The following is a 16953-nucleotide window of genomic DNA, read 5'->3' as shown; positions in this document are numbered from 1 at the left end:
GTTCCAGTGGGCGGAGGTTTTTGGCGTCTAGCGGTAGCCATCCCACTGAGGCAGCGGAAAGAGCACGTCCTCGCATTCGGCCCACATGGCGTTGAGATCCTGGCCGGGTTTGCGAAGCCAGCGCAGCTGCACGCCGTCCATCATCGCGAATCCGGCACGTAGCACCCGTTCTGCGTCCACGCCTTCGGGCACATGCCAGCGGATGTTCGCGGCCACGTCCACGATGCGTTCCTCGCGCGTGGCGAAGTAGTCGTGCGCGGGATGGTCCGGATTCAGCGCCTCGGCGCTCAAGGTGGAGAACATGTGCACCAGCTTGGGGCGTTTGGCGTTGATCGCCACGGTCTTACGCCACATTTCGGCGATATTCGGATGTTCGTCACGTACCATGCCGGCGGTGAGGTCCTCGGTTTCCCGATCGTACATCTCGTCGAGCACCGCGTGCAGCAGACCTTCCTTGCTGCCGACGTAGTGCAATACGCCGGCCTTGGTCAGGCCGACCATGGTGGCTATCTTCTGCAGCGACGTTCCGTAGTAGCCGAGTGTGCCGAACAGTTCGACCGCCGCCTCAAGGATCTCTCTTCTGCGGTCGACTTCGTCGTTGGCCATGTTCTCTCCTAGATAGTTCAGCTGGTACTCCTCGCCAAAGCGGGGAAGCTGGGATTACCTTACGGTCGGTTGGTTGAAATTCCAAAGATGATTGGCGTGTCGTGTATCTAATTTTGATAAAGTACCTACCAATCGGTTGGTAAAGAATTCGGGGTTGAATTCTTGCCGAGCAAACGAAAGAGGTTCGCATGAGCGAAAGCACCTACCCTGAAGTCAACGACCTGACTCTCGAGGAGAAGGCATCACTGACCTCCGGTGGCGACGCATGGCATCTGCAGGGCGTGGAATCCAAGGGCATCCCCGGCTATATGATCACCGACGGCCCCCACGGTCTGCGTAAGTCGCTGGCATCCAGCACCGGCGAAACCGACCTGAACGATTCCGTGCCGGCAACCTGCTTCCCGCCGGCCGCGGGTCTGTCCAGCTCCTGGAATCCGGAACTCATCCACCAAGTGGGCGAGGCCATGGCGGAGGAATGCATCCAGGAAAAGGTGGCCGTGATCCTCGGCCCGGGCGTCAACATCAAACGCAACCCACTCGGCGGCCGCTGCTTCGAATACTGGTCCGAAGACCCGTATCTGGCCGGCCACGAGGCCATCGGCATCGTATCGGGCGTGCAGTCCAAGGGCGTCGGCACCTCACTCAAGCACTTCGCCGCCAACAACCAGGAAACCGACCGCCTGCGCGTCTCCGCCAACATCTCCCAGCGCGCGCTGCGTGAAATCTACTTCCCGGCCTTCGAGCACATCGTCAAGGAGGCCCAGCCGTGGACCATCATGTGCTCCTACAACCGCATCAACGGCGTGCACTCCGCGCAGAACCACTGGCTGCTCACCGACGTACTGCGTGACGAATGGGGCTTCGAAGGCATCGTCATGAGCGACTGGGGCGCCGATCATGATCGCGTCGCCTCCCTCAATGCCGGGCTCAACCTCGAAATGCCGCCGAGCTACACCGACGATCAGATCGTCTACGCCGCCCGCGACGGCCGCATCCAGCCCGAACAGCTCGACAGGATGGCGCAGGGCATGATCGATCTGGTCGACAAGACCCGCGCCGCCATGAGCGTTGAGGGCTACCGTTTCGACGTGGACGCCCACGACGAAGTGGCCCACCAGGCCGCCGTGGAGTCCATGGTGCTGCTCAAGAACGACGACGCCATCCTGCCGGTCTCCTCCGACGCGAAGGTCGCCGTCATCGGCGAATTCGCCCGCACCCCGCGCTATCAGGGCGGCGGATCCTCGCATATCACCCCGACCAGGATGACCGGCTTCCTCGACACGCTCACCGCACGCGGTGTGGATGTCAGGTTCGCGCCGGGCTTCACCCTCGACCTCGAGCCGGCCGACGCCGCAATGGCCGCCGAGGCCGTCGAAACCGCCAAGGGCGCCGACGTGGTGCTCATGTTCCTGGGCCTGCCGGAAGCCGCGGAATCTGAAGGCTTCGACCGCGAAACCCTTGACATTCCGGCCAAGCAGATCGAACTGCTCGAAGCCGTCGCCGCCGAAAACAGGAACATCGTGGTCGTGCTCTCCAACGGCTCCGTCGTCTCCGTGGCCCCGTGGGCGGCCAATGCCAAGGGCATCCTCGAATCCTGGCTGCTCGGCCAGGCCGGCGGACCGGCGCTCGCCGACGTGATCTTCGGACATGTCAGCCCCTCCGGCAAGCTCGCGCAGACCGTACCGATGGACATCAACGACGATCCGAGCATGATCAACTGGCCGGGTGAGGAAGGCCACGTCGACTACGGTGAGGGCGTGTTCGTCGGCTACCGCTACTACGACACCTACGGTAAGGCGGTCGACTATCCGTTCGGCTACGGCCTGAGCTACGCCACCTTCGAAGTGTCCGACGTGAAGGTCGCCAGGACCGGAGACAACACCGCTTCCGTGAGCGCGGTCGTAAAGAATGTCTCCGACGTGGACGCCGCCGAAACCGTGCAGGTGTACGTCGCTCCGGGCAAGGCCTCCGTGGCGCGCCCGGTCCACGAGCTCAAGGGCTTCCGGAAGGTGTTCCTCAAGGCGGGCGAATCCGCCGAGGTGAGCTTCGACCTGGACGAGCGCGCCTTCGCCTACTGGTCCGAGAAATTCAACGGCTGGCATGTCGAATCCGGCGCGTACACCGTCGAGGTCGGCACCTCCAGCCGTGACATCGCCGGCACCGGTGTGGTCGAGCTTGACGGCGACGGCAAGTCCGAGCCGCTCACCGAATGGTCCACCTTCGGCGAATGGTCCGAGGACCCGACCGGCTCCAAGATCGTCGCATCCGTGTATGCCGAAGGTGAGGCCGGCAATCTGCCGAAGATGCCCGACAACGACATGATGCGCATGTTCCTCAAGTCCATGCCGATCAATTCCATGCCGATGCTCATGAGCGAGGGCGGCAAGAAGATCACCGCATTCATGCTCGACGAATACGCCAAGGTCGCCAAGTAGGGCGGTCGAGAGGAATCCCAAACAGGCTTAGGCCGAGGGTCTGGTCCGCGAATGAACCGGTGCGGACCAGGCTCCCGGCCTTCCCCATTACCGAGAAATCCACCGGCGTATCCGCTGGTGAGTGGCGTTTCGCCCAAGTACAAGTAATATGGGCGGAACGACGAGTGCATGCAAGGAGGCACAATGACCGAGATTGACGAAACGGCGGGCATGAGCGAAGCTGGTCGCCACGAGTGGGAGCTGATGGTGGCCGGTGAGGTGTACCAGGACTCGCATCCGGACATCGAACGCAAGCGCGCCGAAGCGAAGAAGCTGTTCGTCGAATACAACGGAACCGATTACGAGGATGTCGAACGCCGGCGCGGGATCATGGAGCGGCTGTTCAGATCGGTCGGCGAGGACGTGTTCATCGAACCGAACTTCCGCTGCGAGGTCGGCCGTAACATCACCATCGGCTCGCATGCCTACATCAATTTCGATTGCGTGATGCTCGACAACGCGCCGATCACACTCGGCGACTATGTGTGGATCGCGCCGATGGTCGGCCTGTTCGCCACCAATCACGCCTTGGATTTCGAGGAGCGCAGGAACGGCGCATGCCAGGCCAAGCCGATCGTGATCGGCAACGGCGTGTGGTTGGGTGGCCATGTGACCGTGCTCGGTGGCGTGACCATCGGCGATGGCGCCGTCATCGGTGCCGGCGCCGTCGTGACGCACGATATTCCGGCGAACTGCATCGCCGTCGGCAATCCCGCGCGCGTGTTGCGTGAGATCACGGAAGAGGACCGCACCGGATTCATGGAGCGCATCAGGGCGCGTGACGCGGCGTGACCCTGTCTGTCATGTAATTCCAAGGTGCCCTGGCCGCTTGGCGGCGCGAGGTTCATGAATGGTCGCACGGATGGCCTCGCCGGACGCTCGCTCCGGCGACACGCGGAATGTTGTATGTGCAACTGTTGTATGTGCAACGGGTTATCATGTGACGCGTGACAGATGAACGGAACAACGGGACGGCTTCGGTGAACCCGGCGTTCGCCGAAGCGTGGGACCAAGGCGTATGCAAGCCGCCGAGCGTCGCCATCCGATCGCTGCACAACGTCATCAACCGGTATCTTGCGGCGACGCATCCCGAGCAGGTGGAGGGATTGAGCGGTGGCAACATCGACATCATCACCTTCCTCGCTCGCCATTCGGAGCGTGAGATCTTTCCGCAGGATGTGGAGCGGCGCTTCGGCGTGACCAGATCGACGTCAAGCAGAGTGCTCGGACTCATGGAGAAAAAAGGGCTGATCGCGCGCGAATCGGTGCCGCGGGACGCACGGCTCAAGAAAATAGTCTTGACCGAGAAATCCCGTGACATCGCCGAAGCGTTGCGTGAAAGCGCCATCGCCATGGAAGGCATACTGCTGCAGGGACTGAGCGACGACGACATCCGTCGGTTCATGCAGGTGCTTGACATGATGCAATCCAATTTGGTGGAGACGGGCAGGATCGGAGACGAAAGCCGTTACTCCAGTCTGGCGATCTGCGATCCGCCGGCGGGAAACGAAGGAAAGGAAGAGGAGTGAGCGTGACAGCGCAAACGGTTTCGGCCGTGAAGAACCAGCCGAAACCGAAACAGCATATAATACGCACGCTGGGCAGATCCCTGCGCGAATACCGAAGGGACAGCGTGCTGGCGCCCGTGTTCGTGGCGGTGGAAAGCGTGCTGGAGATTCTGATTCCGACGGTGATGGCGTCCCTGATCGATCAGGGCATCTCCGGTGGCAGCATGCCGGCGATCATCAAATTCGGCGTGATCCTGTTCGTGTGTTCGATGTTCTCTCTGGCATCGGGGTTCCTTGCCGGAAAATTCGCGGCGATCGCCGCGGCGGGCCTTGCGAAGAACCTGCGCAAGGATCAGTTCGAGAAGGTCCAGGGCTTCAGCTTCACGAACATCGACAAGTTCTCCACCGGTTCGATCATCACCAGGCTCACCACCGATGTGACCAACCTGCAGAACGCCTACGGCATGATGATTCGCATGGGCGTACGTGCCCCGATCATGGTGGTCGTGGCATGGATCTTCTCGTTCCGCATCAGCCCGTCGATCTCTTTGGTGTTCCTCGCCTGCATCCCGATTCTCGCGATCGGCCTGTGCGGTCTGGCCATCATCGTGCACCCGGTGTTCGAGCGTGTGTTCCACACCTATGATGAGCTCAACAACGTGGTCGATGAGAACCTGCAGGGCATCCGCGTGGTCAAGTCGTACAACCGCGAATCGCATGAGATCGGCAAGTTCGGCCGTATTTCCGAGCGGATCTTCAAGGATTTCACCAAGGCCGAACGCATCATGAGCTTCAACAACCCGCTGATGATGATCTGCGTCTACGGCACCATGATCCTCATCGCATGGATGGGCGCGCAGCAGATCGTCGCCTCCGGCAACAATGCGGCGTTGGGACTGACCACCGGCGATCTGACCGCACTGGTCACCTATGCCATGCAGATCCTCATGGCCATGATGATGCTTTCCATGATCTTCGTGATGTTCATCATCTCCCAGGCCTCCGCCGAGCGAATCTGCCAGATCCTCAATGAGGAAAGCACCGTCACCAATCCGGCCGATCCGGTCAGGGAGGTCGCCGATGGTTCGATCGACTTCGATCACGTGACCTTCCGCTATTCCGACAGTTCCGAGAAGCCGGTGCTGGACGACATCAATCTCAGGATCCGTTCCGGCATGACCGTCGGCATCGTCGGCGGCACCGGTTCCGCCAAGTCCAGTCTGGTGCAGCTCGTGCCCCGACTGTACGACGTGAGCGAAGGCTCGCTCAAGGTCGGCGGCGTCGACGTACGCGACTACGACCTCGAAGTGCTGCGCGACCAGGTGGCCATGGTGCTGCAGAAGAACGTGCTGTTCTCGGGAACCATCGCCGAAAACCTGCGTTGGGGCAATCCGAACGCCACCGACGAGGAGATTCGTCATGCATGCCAGCTGGCCCAGGCCGACGGATTCATCCAGGAATTCCCCGATAAGTACGATACGTACATCGAACAGGGCGGCACCAACGTCTCCGGAGGCCAACGCCAACGCCTGTGCATCGCCCGTGCATTGCTGAAGAAGCCGAAGATCCTCATCCTCGACGACTCCACTTCCGCGGTCGACACCAAAACCGACCAGCTGATCCGTGCGGCGTTCCACAACGAGATTCCCGATACCACGAAGATCATCATCGCGCAGCGCGTGGCTTCGGTGCAGGAGTCCGACATGATTCTCGTCATGGATGCCGGCCATATCATGGCCTCCGGCACGCACGACGAGCTGCTCGCAAGCTGCGACGAGTACCGGTCCATCTACGAATCGCAGACCAAGAACCAGGCACGTCCTGAGGAACTTCAGTGAAAGGAGGAGTGAGCAATGACTGAAATGATCATCGATGAAGAAACCGAGATGAACGAGCGCCAGGAGGCGGTCGACGAACTGAAGACCGCCGAGCGTGAGCAGGGAAGGCCGCAGGGCGGACCTGGCGGCCCGATGCAGAAAGCCGCTCCCGGCACCACCAAACGCATCTTCGGCTATATCTTCCAATACAAGTGGCGTGTGGCCATCGTGGTGCTGTGCATTCTGATCGCAGCCGCGGCGCAGGCCGGGTCCGCGCTATTCCTGCAATCACTGATCGACAGCTACATTCTGCCCATGGTCGGGGCCGACGATCCCGATTGGGGCCCGCTGTTGCGTGCGCTGACGCTTATGGGATGCCTGTATGCGGCCGGCATCTTCTGCAGCTGGCTGTGGCAGTGGCTGATCGTCACCGTCGAACAGGGCACGCTCAAGAAGATCCGCGACGACATGTTCGCGCATCAGCAGAGTCTGCCGATCCGTTACTTCGACACCAATGAGCACGGCGACATCATGAGCCGCTACACCAACGATACGGACACGCTGCGCCAGGCCATCAGCCAGTCGTTCCCGCAGATGTTCTCGTCCGCGATCTCCGCAATCGCGGCACTCGTGTCGATGCTGTGGCTTTCCGTGCCGGTCACCGTCTTCGTGCTGGTCTTCTCCGCGCTGCTGTTCGCGGTGGTGCGCAGGATAGTGTCCCGTTCCGGCCGCTACTTCGTCAAACAGCAGATCGAAATCGGCGACGTGAACGCATTCGTCGAGGAATCGGTCAACGGCCAGAAGGTCATCAAGGTCTTCAATCACGAGGACGCCACGCAGCAGGACTTCGACGTAAGGAACGAGCGACTGTTCGAGGCCTCCGCGGAAGCGAACACGTGGGGCAACGTGACCATGCCGATCGTCGGCAACATGGGGTACATGCTGTACATCCTGCTTGCCGTCGTCGGCGGTTTCATGGCGCTGTCCGGCGTCGGCAACTTCGGGCTGTCCGGCTTTGGCACGTTGACGCTTGGCTCGCTGATTTCACTGCTGACGTTGTCCCGTTCCTTCATCAACCCGCTGGGCCAGGTCTCCATGCAGTTCAACATGGTGATGATGGCGCTTGCGGGCGCCTCCCGCATCTTCATGCTTATGGATGAAAAGCCGGAGGATGACGGCGGCTCCGTGACATTGGTGAATGTGGAACTCGCCTCCGATGGCCGCACCATGACCGAGGTCGACCATGAAACCGGCCACTGGGCATGGAAGCGTGAGGAAGGCGACGACGGCACCCGTTCGCTCAAGGCCGCGCACGCGTTGAGCCCGCGCGCCGCCGAGGTGGCGATGAAGGCCCGTGAAAACGCGATCACCTCGCCTGACGGCCGCCTGACCCTGCTGCAGGGCGACGTACGCTTCACCGACGTGACCTTCGGCTACAGTCCCGACAAGCCGGTGCTGCATGACATCACCTGGTTCGCGAAGCCCGGTCAGAAGGTCGCATTGGTCGGCGCGACGGGTGCGGGCAAGACCACGGTGACGAATCTGATCAACCGCTTCTACGACATTCAGGAAGGCATGATCCTGTACGACGGCATCTCCGTCAAGGGCATCCGCAAGCCGGATCTGCGCCGTTCGCTCGGCATCGTGCTGCAGGATGTGAACCTGTTCACCGGCACCGTGATGGACAACATCCGTTACGGCCGGCTCGACGCCACTGATGAGGAATGCATCGAAGCCGCACGCCTGACCAATGCCGACAGCTTCATCCGCATGCTGCCGAACGGATACCAGACCGTGCTTGAAGGCGATGGTTCGGGCCTGTCGCAGGGCCAGCGCCAGCTGATTTCCATCGCGCGAGCCGCGGTGGCCGATCCTCCGGCGATGATCCTCGACGAGGCGACCTCGTCCATCGATACCCGTACCGAGGAAGTGGTGCAGGCCGGCATGGACAACCTCATGAAGGGACGTACCGTGTTCGTGATCGCACACCGCCTGTCGACCGTGCGCAACTCCGATGTGATCATGGTGCTCGACCATGGCCGCATCATCGAGCGCGGCTCGCATGACGAACTCATCGCGCAGAAGGGCGAGTACTACCAGCTGTACACGGGCGCCGTGGAACTGGAGTAGGCTCGGTTCGGCTGGCCGGAACTCCAAACCGACCGAAATGGCCGTGGCCCCCGCCGGATTCACCCATGTGAATCGGCAGGGGCCACGGCCATTGTCGTTGCGGCGGGTGCCGTTTCGGCCCGGTCGCTACGCAGGCGACCAAGCCGAAACAGCGCGGAAAACTACTCGAGATTCGCGTGGAACTCCCATAGCGAGTCGAGGTCGATGCCCCGCCCGCGCACCAGGCTCATGGCGATCGCGTCGCCGACCAGCAGCAACGACTGCTCGAACAGGCTGGTCATCGGCTGCTCGCTCGGCTTGGTGCCCGAACCCGGCTTGCCCGCGGCCGGCACATGCACGAACAGGTCGGTATATTCCTTCATCGGGCAGTCCTCGACGATGCCGATGCGTGCCACCTTCGCGCCGAACGACTTGGCCTTGCCCGCGATGAACAGCGGGAAGCCGGTCTTTCCGGAGCCGGAACCGACGATCAGCAGGTCCTTGTCGCAGATGGCCGGCTCGGTGATCTGGCCGACCATCACGGTGTCGATGCCAAGGTGTGCCAGGCGCTTGGCGATGGCCTCGAGGGCGAGTTCGACGCGGCCGACGCCCACGAAGAACACCTTGCGGGCGCCGGTGATCATGTCGACCAGCCGGTCGATCTGGGTCTCGTCGACGTTGTCGAGCACGTCGGCCAGCTCGTTGACGATGATGCGCTCGCATTCACGGAAAGAGGTTGCGGTGGTCATGATGATTTCCTTTACGTATGTGTGGTGTATGTGCGTGATCTGGGATTGCGGGATGAGGCGGATTGCGGAATGGAACGGCCGGTCAGCGGATGCGGACCTTTTCGCCGGTGGATTCCTCGTAGGCCGCCATGGTCATGTGCCAGGCCTCTTCGATGTCGGGGGAGCGCTTGAAGATGCCGGTGTTGCCGAGGACGAACGTGTCGGCGCCGACTTCGCGCATGCGCTTGAAGTTCCTCTCATTGCACGAACCGTCGATCTGGATCTCATAGTTGAGTCCGTGCGCGTCGCGGAACTGCGCCAGACGTTCGATCTTGTTCAGGGTTTCGGGAATCAGCGGTTCGCCGGAGTAGCCGATCTCCACCGTCATGACGGTCACGAGGTCGATGCGTTCCAGCAGATTCTCCATTTCGGAGAACGAGGTGAGCGGGTTGACGGCGATGCCGGCGCCGCAGCCGTTCTCCCGGATGATGCGCAGCGTGCGGAAGGCGTGCGCGCCCAGTGATTCGACGTGCGGGGTCAGCATGGTGGCTCCCGCGGCGACCAGCTGGTCGATCCAATGGTCGATGTCGGTGACCATCATGTGCACTTCCTTGCGCAGCGAGCACAGTGGCATCATCTGCTCGATCCAGGTGGTGCACAGGCCCATGCTGGGGGAGAAGTGGCCGTCCATGATGTCGACATGGTAGGAATCGGCGTAGTTGTTCAACACCTCGACCTGTGCGGCGGGGTTGCGGAAATCGCTGCAATACAGCGAAATGGCGAAGTGCGGATCGCTGAATGGTGCGGTCATGATGGTGTGCTCCTTGTCAATCGTTGACAAAAGTCCGTTGATGGCTGTCTTTGGGATGTTTTTGGGTGTGCTTGCCCGGAGGTGCGGCATTGCCGCATCTCGGATGGGTGGGAGGTCGGTTCTGGATTATCCGAGGGGATTTGCGAATCAGCGGATGATGCGCAATGAGACTCCCATGGCGATGAGTGCGTCGGCGCACTCCGGAGTGCCTTTCGTCACGATGACGTCCAGCGCGTTGCAATCAGCGATTTTGTAAGTGGAGACATGCCCGAATTTCTCCGGGGTGATCAGACTCATCACCTTGGTTCCGGCTTTGATCAGCGCACGCTTGGTCTCGGCGGATTCCAGGTATGGCGTGGTGATGCCGTGCGACGGGTCGATCGACGAGACGCCGAGCAGCACCAGGTCGCAGTGCAGCTGCTGCAGCATCGCCAGTGCCGCCGAGCCGACGGTCTCCTTGGATTTATGGTGAATGGTGCCGGTGAGCATATTCACCTCGACATTGTCGTAGTCGGACATCCATAGGGCCACGGCCGGGCTGTTGGTGATGATGGTTCCCGTGTAGTCGCGTGGGAACGCCTGTGCGGCCAGATAGTTGGTGGAGCCGCCGTCGATGAAGATGACGCGGTTCTCGGCGATCTCATCCATCGCCGCCGCTGCCAGCCTCATTTTGACGTCCTTGCCCAGATCGACTCGGTTCTCGAATCGGCTGAGTTCGGTATCCGGCTTCATCGCGCCTCCGTGCACGCGTTGCACCAGTCCTCGGTCGTCCAGTTCCTGCAGGTCCTTGCGCAAGGTGGCTTCGGTGACGCCAAGCTCCTTGGCGTAATCGGTGACGACGACGCGGCCGTTGGCGTCGATCCTCCTCAAGATCTGCTCTTGGCGTTCGGCTTTCATCATCGTGCAGGCTCCTTGCTGTATGCCGCCGGACTGGATGCTGCCATCCATCTTAGCAATCGCTTTTCGATACTTATCGTTATGGCGAAAATTTCATTTCGTTTCCTTTCGTTTTGGTGTTGACAACTATCGTAACCTTGTGTTATGTTGTTGTCAACAAGCAAAACGAAAGAAATCGCAAGTAAAACGAAATCAATCGAAAAATGCTTGTTGTCGAGAACGACACGCCGAAAGGCGAACCGCTCGAAAACGAAAAAACACGCAACAATCGAAAGTAAACAACAACGGACGCGTAAACGTCGCAGTTTATGACAAAGGAGTTTTCGCCATGAAGCGTTCTGAAGTCAATGCAGTCATCAAGCAGTTCGAAGCCCTGCTCGACCAGTACAAGTTCCGCATCCCGCCGTATCTGAGCTTCACCCCGGAGGAATGGGCCGAAAAGGGGCATGAGTGGGATGAGGTCCGCGATAACGCCCTGGGATGGGATATCACCGATTACGGCGAAGGCGATTTCGAACACAAGGGCCTGGCATTGATCACCCTGCGCAACGGCAACGTGAAGGACCCGAAATACACCAAGGTGTACGCCGAGAAGATCATGATGAGCATGCCGGGCCAGGTCTCGCCGATGCACTTCCACTGGAACAAGATGGAAGACATCATCGTGCGCGGCGGCGGCACCGCGGTGTTCCACCTGTACAACGCCGACCCGGAGACCGAGGAGAAGCTCGACACCCCGGTGCTGGTGTGCCGCGACGGCCGCCGCTACTATGTGCCGGCCGGAGAGCCGATCGAGCTCAACGAAGGCGAGTCCCTGACCTTCTACCCGTACACCTACCACGAGTACTACATCAAGGAGGACTCCGTCCCGACGCTGGTCGGCGAGGTGTCCATGTGCAACGACGACAACACCGACAACCGCTTCTTCGCGCCGCTTGGCCGCTTCCCGAAGATCGAAGAGGACGAGTCCGCCTACCGTCTGCTCTGCAACGAGTATCCGGCAGCCAAGGAAGACTGAGATTCTTTCCCCATCATCACTGCGGAGGTACGGCCGTACTGCCGTACCTCTGGCCAAACTCACCCGAAAACAAGGACATTCGCAATGAACGCGCAATCCAAATCCGTGCTTACCATGGGCGAACTGCTGTGGGACATGCTTCCCGACGGCAAGAAACCCGGCGGCGCACCGGCCAACTTCGTCTACCACGCCGCACAGAACGGTGTGGAGGCCACCGCGGTCACCGCGGTCGGTGACGACGAACTCGGCCGCGAACTGGTGCAGCTGCTCACCGAACGTGGCGTCAACGTGGCCGCGCAGGTCAACGAATACGCAACCGGAATCACCGCCGTCTCCCTGGACGAGAACGGCATTCCCTCCTATGACGTGGTGCGCGATCGTGCGTGGGACCACATCGCCTTCACCGACCAGGTACGCGAGCTGGTCGAGAGCGCCGACGCCATCTGCTACGGCAGCATCGCGGCCCGCGAACCACACGGCACGCGCGACGCGATCTACGCGATGATCGATGCCGCCGGACCCGACACCGTGCGTTTCTTCGACATCAACATCCGTTCCGGCTTTGCCGACCACGACGTGCTCGAACGCATGCTGAACGGTGCGACGATTCTCAAGATCAACGACGAGGAGCTGCCGATCGTGGCGCGGCTCTTCGGCATCGAGGAACCGGAGTTCAAGGTGCCGTCGCAAACCGAATGCGTCAAGGCCATCAAGGAGATGTTCGATCTCGACGTGGTGATTCTCACCGCCGGCGACTCCTACAGTCTGGTGATGGACGACGAGACCATCTCGATGCTGCCGACGCCGAAGGTCGAGGTCGCCGACACCGTCGGCGCCGGCGATTCCTTCTCCGGGGCGTTCCTCGCATACTGGTTGCGCGGATTCAGCCTGCGCGCCGCCCATGAACGTGCGGTCGAGGTTTCGGCGTTCGTATGCACCCAGCAGGGTGCATGGCCGGAATACCCGGCGGAACTGCGGGAGGATTGAGATGAAGCGTTCCGATATGCTCGCCCACGTCGGCAGCATGCAGCAAGCCGCCTACGTTCGTCCGATCGAATACCAGGAAGGCCGCACGCACGGCCTGAAGGCGGTCGAAGTCAAGAACGGGCCACTGCGTTTCATGTCGATGGCCGACAAGGCCCTTGACGTGGCGCTGTTCGAGTACAGGGGCGAGAATCTCACCTTCCTGTCGAAGCCGGGGCTGAACGGCCGCAACCAGTTCGACACCAACGGACAGGAGGCGCTGCGTTCCATCATGGGAGGCCTGTTCTTCACCTGCGGTTTCGAGAACATCTGCGGCCCGTACACCACGCCGGAAGGTTCGCGGTACCCGGCCGGCGACTACCCGATGCATGGCCGTATCCGCACCACGCCGGCCGAACATGTGAGCTCCGACGCCTACTGGGATGGCGACGATTATGTGCTCGAGGTGTCCGGTGAAATGCGTGAGGCGGAACTGTTCGGTGAAAACATGGTGCTGCGCCGCCGCATCCGTTCCGTGTACGGCAGGCCGTCGATCACGGTCGAGGATGAGGTGGCCAACGAGTCGTTCCGTGAGGAGCCGCTCATGTGGATGTACCACTGCAACTTTGGTTGGCCGTTGCTGGCCGAAGGCGCGCAAGTGGTCATTCCGAGCCGTGGCGCGACCCCGCGTGACGAAACCACCGCGGCCGACACCACGCCGTGGAACGAGATCGGCGCTCCCGAGGCCAACAAGCCGGAAAGCGTGTACATCCACGAGCTGGCGGCCGACGCGGACGGCGGAAGCTTCGCCGGAATCGTCAACCGCGAACTCGGCCTGGGCGTGGTCATCGACTTCAACGTGGCCGACTTCCCGCACTTCATGGAATGGAAGTCGATGGGTTCCGGCGACTATGTGGTCGGTCTCGAACCTTCGAATTCCAAGGTGTACGGACGCGGCTGGCATGAGGAACGTGGCAATCTGCATACGCTCGCCGCGCAATCCTGCGAACGCAAGACCGTCACCTTCACCGTACTCGACGGCGCCGAAGCCATCGATGCGCTGCTGGCCCGTCGCGACGCACTCCTCGCATAGCGGTAGGCCACGCCGCCAATGCCTGCCGGTCCGAACGGATTTGGATCTCTCCGATTTCTCCGTTTGAACTCCGGATACCCGCTCGGGCCGGCATCCCTCCCTATTCTTGGCGAGAGGGACCTATTTCCCATACAATTCACCATCTTTCAAGGAAGAAGGACCTTATCATGTCTTCAGCTGAAGCGAATGCGGCTGAACCGGCCGCCCTGAGCGAGTCGACCATCAAGTCCCGCAGATCCGTGGCCCGTCGTCTCGCGCTGATCGCGGCGCTTGGCGGCCTGCTCTACGGGTATGATTCCGCCGTGATCAATGGCGCCACCAATGCGATCAAAACCGAATTCGCCACAGGCGACGCCCTGCTCGGCCTCGCCGTCGGCTCCGCGTTGATCTCCGGCGGCATCGGCGCATTGCTCGCCGGCCGGATCGCCGACAGGATCGGCCGCGTGCCGATGATGAAAATCGCCGCCGTACTGTTTCTGATCTGCGCGATCGGCTGCGCGATCGTGCCGAACATCATCGTGCTGGTCATCTTCCGCGTACTCGGTGGCTTCGCGGCAGGTGTCGCGGCCATGGTCGCACCCGTGTACATCGCGGAAATCGCGCCTACCGACGAGCGTGGCGTGCTCGGAGCGTTCCAGCAGCTCGGCATCGTCATCGGCATCTTCATCTCACTGCTCGTCAACGCGTTGCTCGTGCACATCTCCGGCGGCGCCAGCGTGCCCATGGGACCGCTCGAAACCTGGCAGTGGATGTTCCTGTGCATGGCCGTGCCGTCCGTGCTGTACTTCCTGCTGGCCATGACCATCCCCGAATCGCCGCGCTATCTGGTGGCGCAACATCGCGATGAGGAGGCGGCCGCCGTGCTGAGCCGCATCAGCATCGACCCGGCACCGATCCCCGATCAGATCGGGCGCATCCGCTACTCCATCGGCATCGACCACAGGCCGTCGTTCCGCGACCTCATCACTCCGGCCGGCCGCCTGAAGCCGATCGTATGGGTGGCCATTGGGTTCATGATCCTCAACCAGTTCACCGGCATCAACGTCATCTTCTACTACTCCAACACCCTGTGGGGTGCGGTCGGCTTCACCGAGAAGGACTCCTTCACCATCACCGCCATCACCTCATTGATCAACATCGCCGCGACCATCGGCGGCACGTTCCTGATCGACCGCGTCGGCCGCCGTCCGATGCTGCTGGCCGGCTCCATCGGCATGGTGATCACCCAGGGCGGCCTGGCGCTGCTCTTCGGCACCGCGCCCTTGGTGAACGGCGCTCCGCAGCTCGGTGGCATCACCGGTCCGCTTGCACTGGTGTGCGCCAACGGATTCGTGATCGCGTTCGGCCTGACCTGGGGCACCGTCTCGTGGGCCATGCTCGCCGAAATGTTCCCGAACTCCATGCGTTCGGCCGGCATGTCCGTCGGCACCGCGGTGCAGTACACGTCGAACTTCATCGTCACGGTGAGCTTCCCGGTGCTGCTGGCCTTCAACGTCGGCCTGATCTACGGACTGTTCGCCTTCTTCGCCTTCGTATCCTTCTTCTTCGTGCTGAAGTTCATGAAGGAGACCAAGGGCGTCGCCTTGGAGGACATGGAAGGCTGATTGCCCGTCCGGATGGATTGGACGGATTCCCACGGGACCGGACTCCGACGACCCCTCTGACCGCTCACGTCGTTGTGGCCCGATTGGGTTTGCCCCAATCGAGCCACAACGACGTTTGTGTTCCGTCATCGGCCGTCTGCCAACGGCGGATGGCGGATCATACGGACAAGTATGGGTTCAGTGCGCCCGCCGCCACTGCTGCGGGGTGAGGCCCGTGCGCCTGCGGAATACGCGGATGAAGTAGCTGGACGTCGAAAAACCGCAGGCACGGGCCACCTCGGCCACGTCGGAGGCAGTGCCGGAAAGCATGTGCATGGCCTGCTCAATGCGATAGTCGGTCAGATATTCGTTCGGCGTGCGATTCACATACTCGCGGAACACGATGCAGCATTGGCTGCGGCTCATGGTACCCGCCGCCGCGATGTCGGCCAAGGTAATCCGTTCCGGAAAATGCTGATGAATGAAGCCGGTCATGGTCAACGCACTCATCAAATCACGATTATTGGCGGGGGAGTGCGCGACCGAATGATCCGAGGATGGTGATCGCCGGTCCTGTGCCGGCTCCGGTCGTCCGGCAGCCGGACGACCGGACGCTTTCGCCATGCTTTCCCGAACCAACGCCAAAGCCGCGCCGCACAATTGGATCGCCGTTCCGATCGCCTGAATCGTATCGGACCGTGGATTGGCGGCTTCATCGGCATTCGGCACGTTGAACCGCACGGTATCGTCAATCAGTTGCAGAATGCGCCAATGCCGCGAGTCGGTATGATCCAAAAACATGTAATCCGGTGCGCCCGGCCCGCATAGCATGTCCAGTTCAGCGCTCGCCGGTCGCCATAATGATTCGAACAGCGAAGGATTCACTACGGCCGCCGGGTAATGGCATTCCTCACGGGTCGGTGAGAATCCGTAATGCAGCCGATTCGAATTGACGAACAGTCCGTCGCCGGTCGGAATGTCGACGATCGCGCCGTTGACGAAGTACTTCATCGATCCGGTGAGCGCATGTACGAACTCCAGGTCACGATGCCAGTGGCAGGCCATGCTGAAGTCGAAGCGGGAGAGCGCATCATTGCGTGTATACAGCGGCAGATCGGGCTGATTGTAGTAGATGCGTTCGGAAAGATCCGAGAATACCGCCAAAGGTTGTAACGGTTGACGTTGCTTCATCCATTCCCGCTTTCGAGGAGTCTTCCGTGCAATACGATACGATTTTGCTATTTATACACAATGCAATGATATCGCATTGTGTGTTCCGAATACTGATAAATATTACTCTCTCCATATAAAGAAGAAGATTTTCTATAGTGATGGAGAGATACGAA

General features: G+C 61.0%; 14 protein-coding genes. 9 read left to right on the top strand and 5 right to left on the bottom strand.

All coding sequences use genetic code 11. The features are described 5' to 3' along the window. Positions 1-27 precede the first annotated feature (27 nt). Complete coding sequence (locus BMOU_RS02320; protein WP_034874543.1) at positions 28-606, bottom strand: TetR/AcrR family transcriptional regulator; 579 nt, start codon at positions 604-606, stop codon at positions 28-30. A 188-nt stretch (positions 607-794) separates the two neighbouring features. Between BMOU_RS02320 and BMOU_RS02315 the strand changes: the two genes are divergently transcribed. From BMOU_RS02315 to BMOU_RS02295, 5 genes are all read left to right on the top strand, one after another. Beyond that, positions 795-3041, top strand: coding sequence for an exo-alpha-(1->6)-L-arabinopyranosidase (locus BMOU_RS02315; protein ID WP_034874542.1), 2247 nt, complete (start codon positions 795-797; stop codon positions 3039-3041). A 183-nt stretch (positions 3042-3224) separates the two neighbouring features. Beyond that, entirely contained in the window at positions 3225-3872 is a 648-nt protein-coding gene (locus tag BMOU_RS02310) for a sugar O-acetyltransferase (protein WP_081738459.1), read from the top strand. A gap of 155 nt (positions 3873-4027) precedes the next feature. Further along, positions 4028-4609: a MarR family winged helix-turn-helix transcriptional regulator gene (locus tag BMOU_RS02305; RefSeq protein WP_235143664.1), complete on the top strand. Its 582-nt coding sequence runs from the start codon at positions 4028-4030 to the stop codon at positions 4607-4609. Then, positions 4606-6426: an ABC transporter ATP-binding protein gene (locus BMOU_RS02300; RefSeq protein WP_034874538.1), complete on the top strand. Its 1821-nt coding sequence runs from the start codon at positions 4606-4608 to the stop codon at positions 6424-6426. Before BMOU_RS02305 ends, BMOU_RS02300 begins: the two co-directional genes overlap by 4 nt. A gap of 132 nt (positions 6427-6558) precedes the next feature. Next, on the top strand, positions 6559-8535 hold the full coding sequence (locus tag BMOU_RS02295) for an ABC transporter ATP-binding protein (RefSeq protein WP_137648335.1): 1977 nt from the start codon (positions 6559-6561) through the stop codon (positions 8533-8535). Positions 8536-8696: 161 nt separating this feature from the next. Here BMOU_RS02295 and hxlB read toward each other — a convergent pair whose 3' ends face one another. From hxlB to BMOU_RS02280, 3 genes are all read right to left on the bottom strand, one after another. After that, complete coding sequence (hxlB, locus tag BMOU_RS02290; protein ID WP_034874534.1) at positions 8697-9263, bottom strand: 6-phospho-3-hexuloisomerase; 567 nt, start codon at positions 9261-9263, stop codon at positions 8697-8699. 82 nt (positions 9264-9345) lie between these two features. Further along, positions 9346-10053 carry a beta/alpha barrel domain-containing protein gene (locus BMOU_RS02285; RefSeq protein ID WP_034874532.1) on the bottom strand — a complete coding sequence of 236 codons (708 nt, stop codon included), beginning with the start codon at positions 10051-10053 and terminating at the stop codon, positions 9346-9348. 147 nt (positions 10054-10200) lie between these two features. Beyond that, the gene (locus BMOU_RS02280; RefSeq protein ID WP_235143663.1) at positions 10201-11001 is read right to left on the bottom strand and encodes a DeoR/GlpR family DNA-binding transcription regulator; all 801 of its coding nucleotides are present in this window, start codon (positions 10999-11001) and stop codon (positions 10201-10203) included. A 277-nt stretch (positions 11002-11278) separates the two neighbouring features. Between BMOU_RS02280 and BMOU_RS02275 the strand changes: the two genes are divergently transcribed. From BMOU_RS02275 to BMOU_RS02260, 4 genes are all read left to right on the top strand, one after another. Beyond that, positions 11279-11968: a D-lyxose/D-mannose family sugar isomerase gene (locus BMOU_RS02275; RefSeq protein WP_034874528.1), complete on the top strand. Its 690-nt coding sequence runs from the start codon at positions 11279-11281 to the stop codon at positions 11966-11968. A gap of 84 nt (positions 11969-12052) precedes the next feature. Continuing rightward, positions 12053-12955, top strand: a complete 903-nt coding sequence (locus tag BMOU_RS02270) for a carbohydrate kinase family protein (protein ID WP_034874527.1) — start codon at positions 12053-12055, stop codon at positions 12953-12955. A gap of 1 nt (position 12956) precedes the next feature. Then, the gene (locus BMOU_RS02265; RefSeq protein WP_034874524.1) at positions 12957-14024 is read left to right on the top strand and encodes an aldose 1-epimerase family protein; all 1068 of its coding nucleotides are present in this window, start codon (positions 12957-12959) and stop codon (positions 14022-14024) included. Between the two features lie 167 nt (positions 14025-14191). Beyond that, positions 14192-15628 (top strand): sugar porter family MFS transporter, encoded by a 1437-nt coding sequence (locus BMOU_RS02260; protein ID WP_034874522.1) that lies wholly within the window; start codon positions 14192-14194, stop codon positions 15626-15628. 177 nt (positions 15629-15805) lie between these two features. Here BMOU_RS02260 and BMOU_RS02255 read toward each other — a convergent pair whose 3' ends face one another. Then, on the bottom strand, positions 15806-16798 hold the full coding sequence (locus BMOU_RS02255) for an AraC family transcriptional regulator (RefSeq protein ID WP_034874520.1): 993 nt from the start codon (positions 16796-16798) through the stop codon (positions 15806-15808). Positions 16799-16953 lie beyond the last annotated feature (155 nt).

The sequence above is a fragment of the Bifidobacterium moukalabense DSM 27321 genome (assembly GCF_000522505.1).
Classification (GTDB): Bacteria; Actinomycetota; Actinomycetes; order Actinomycetales; family Bifidobacteriaceae; genus Bifidobacterium; species Bifidobacterium moukalabense.
The sequence above is the reverse complement of the archived record's forward strand: the minus strand, read 5'-3'. Positions and strand labels throughout refer to the sequence as shown.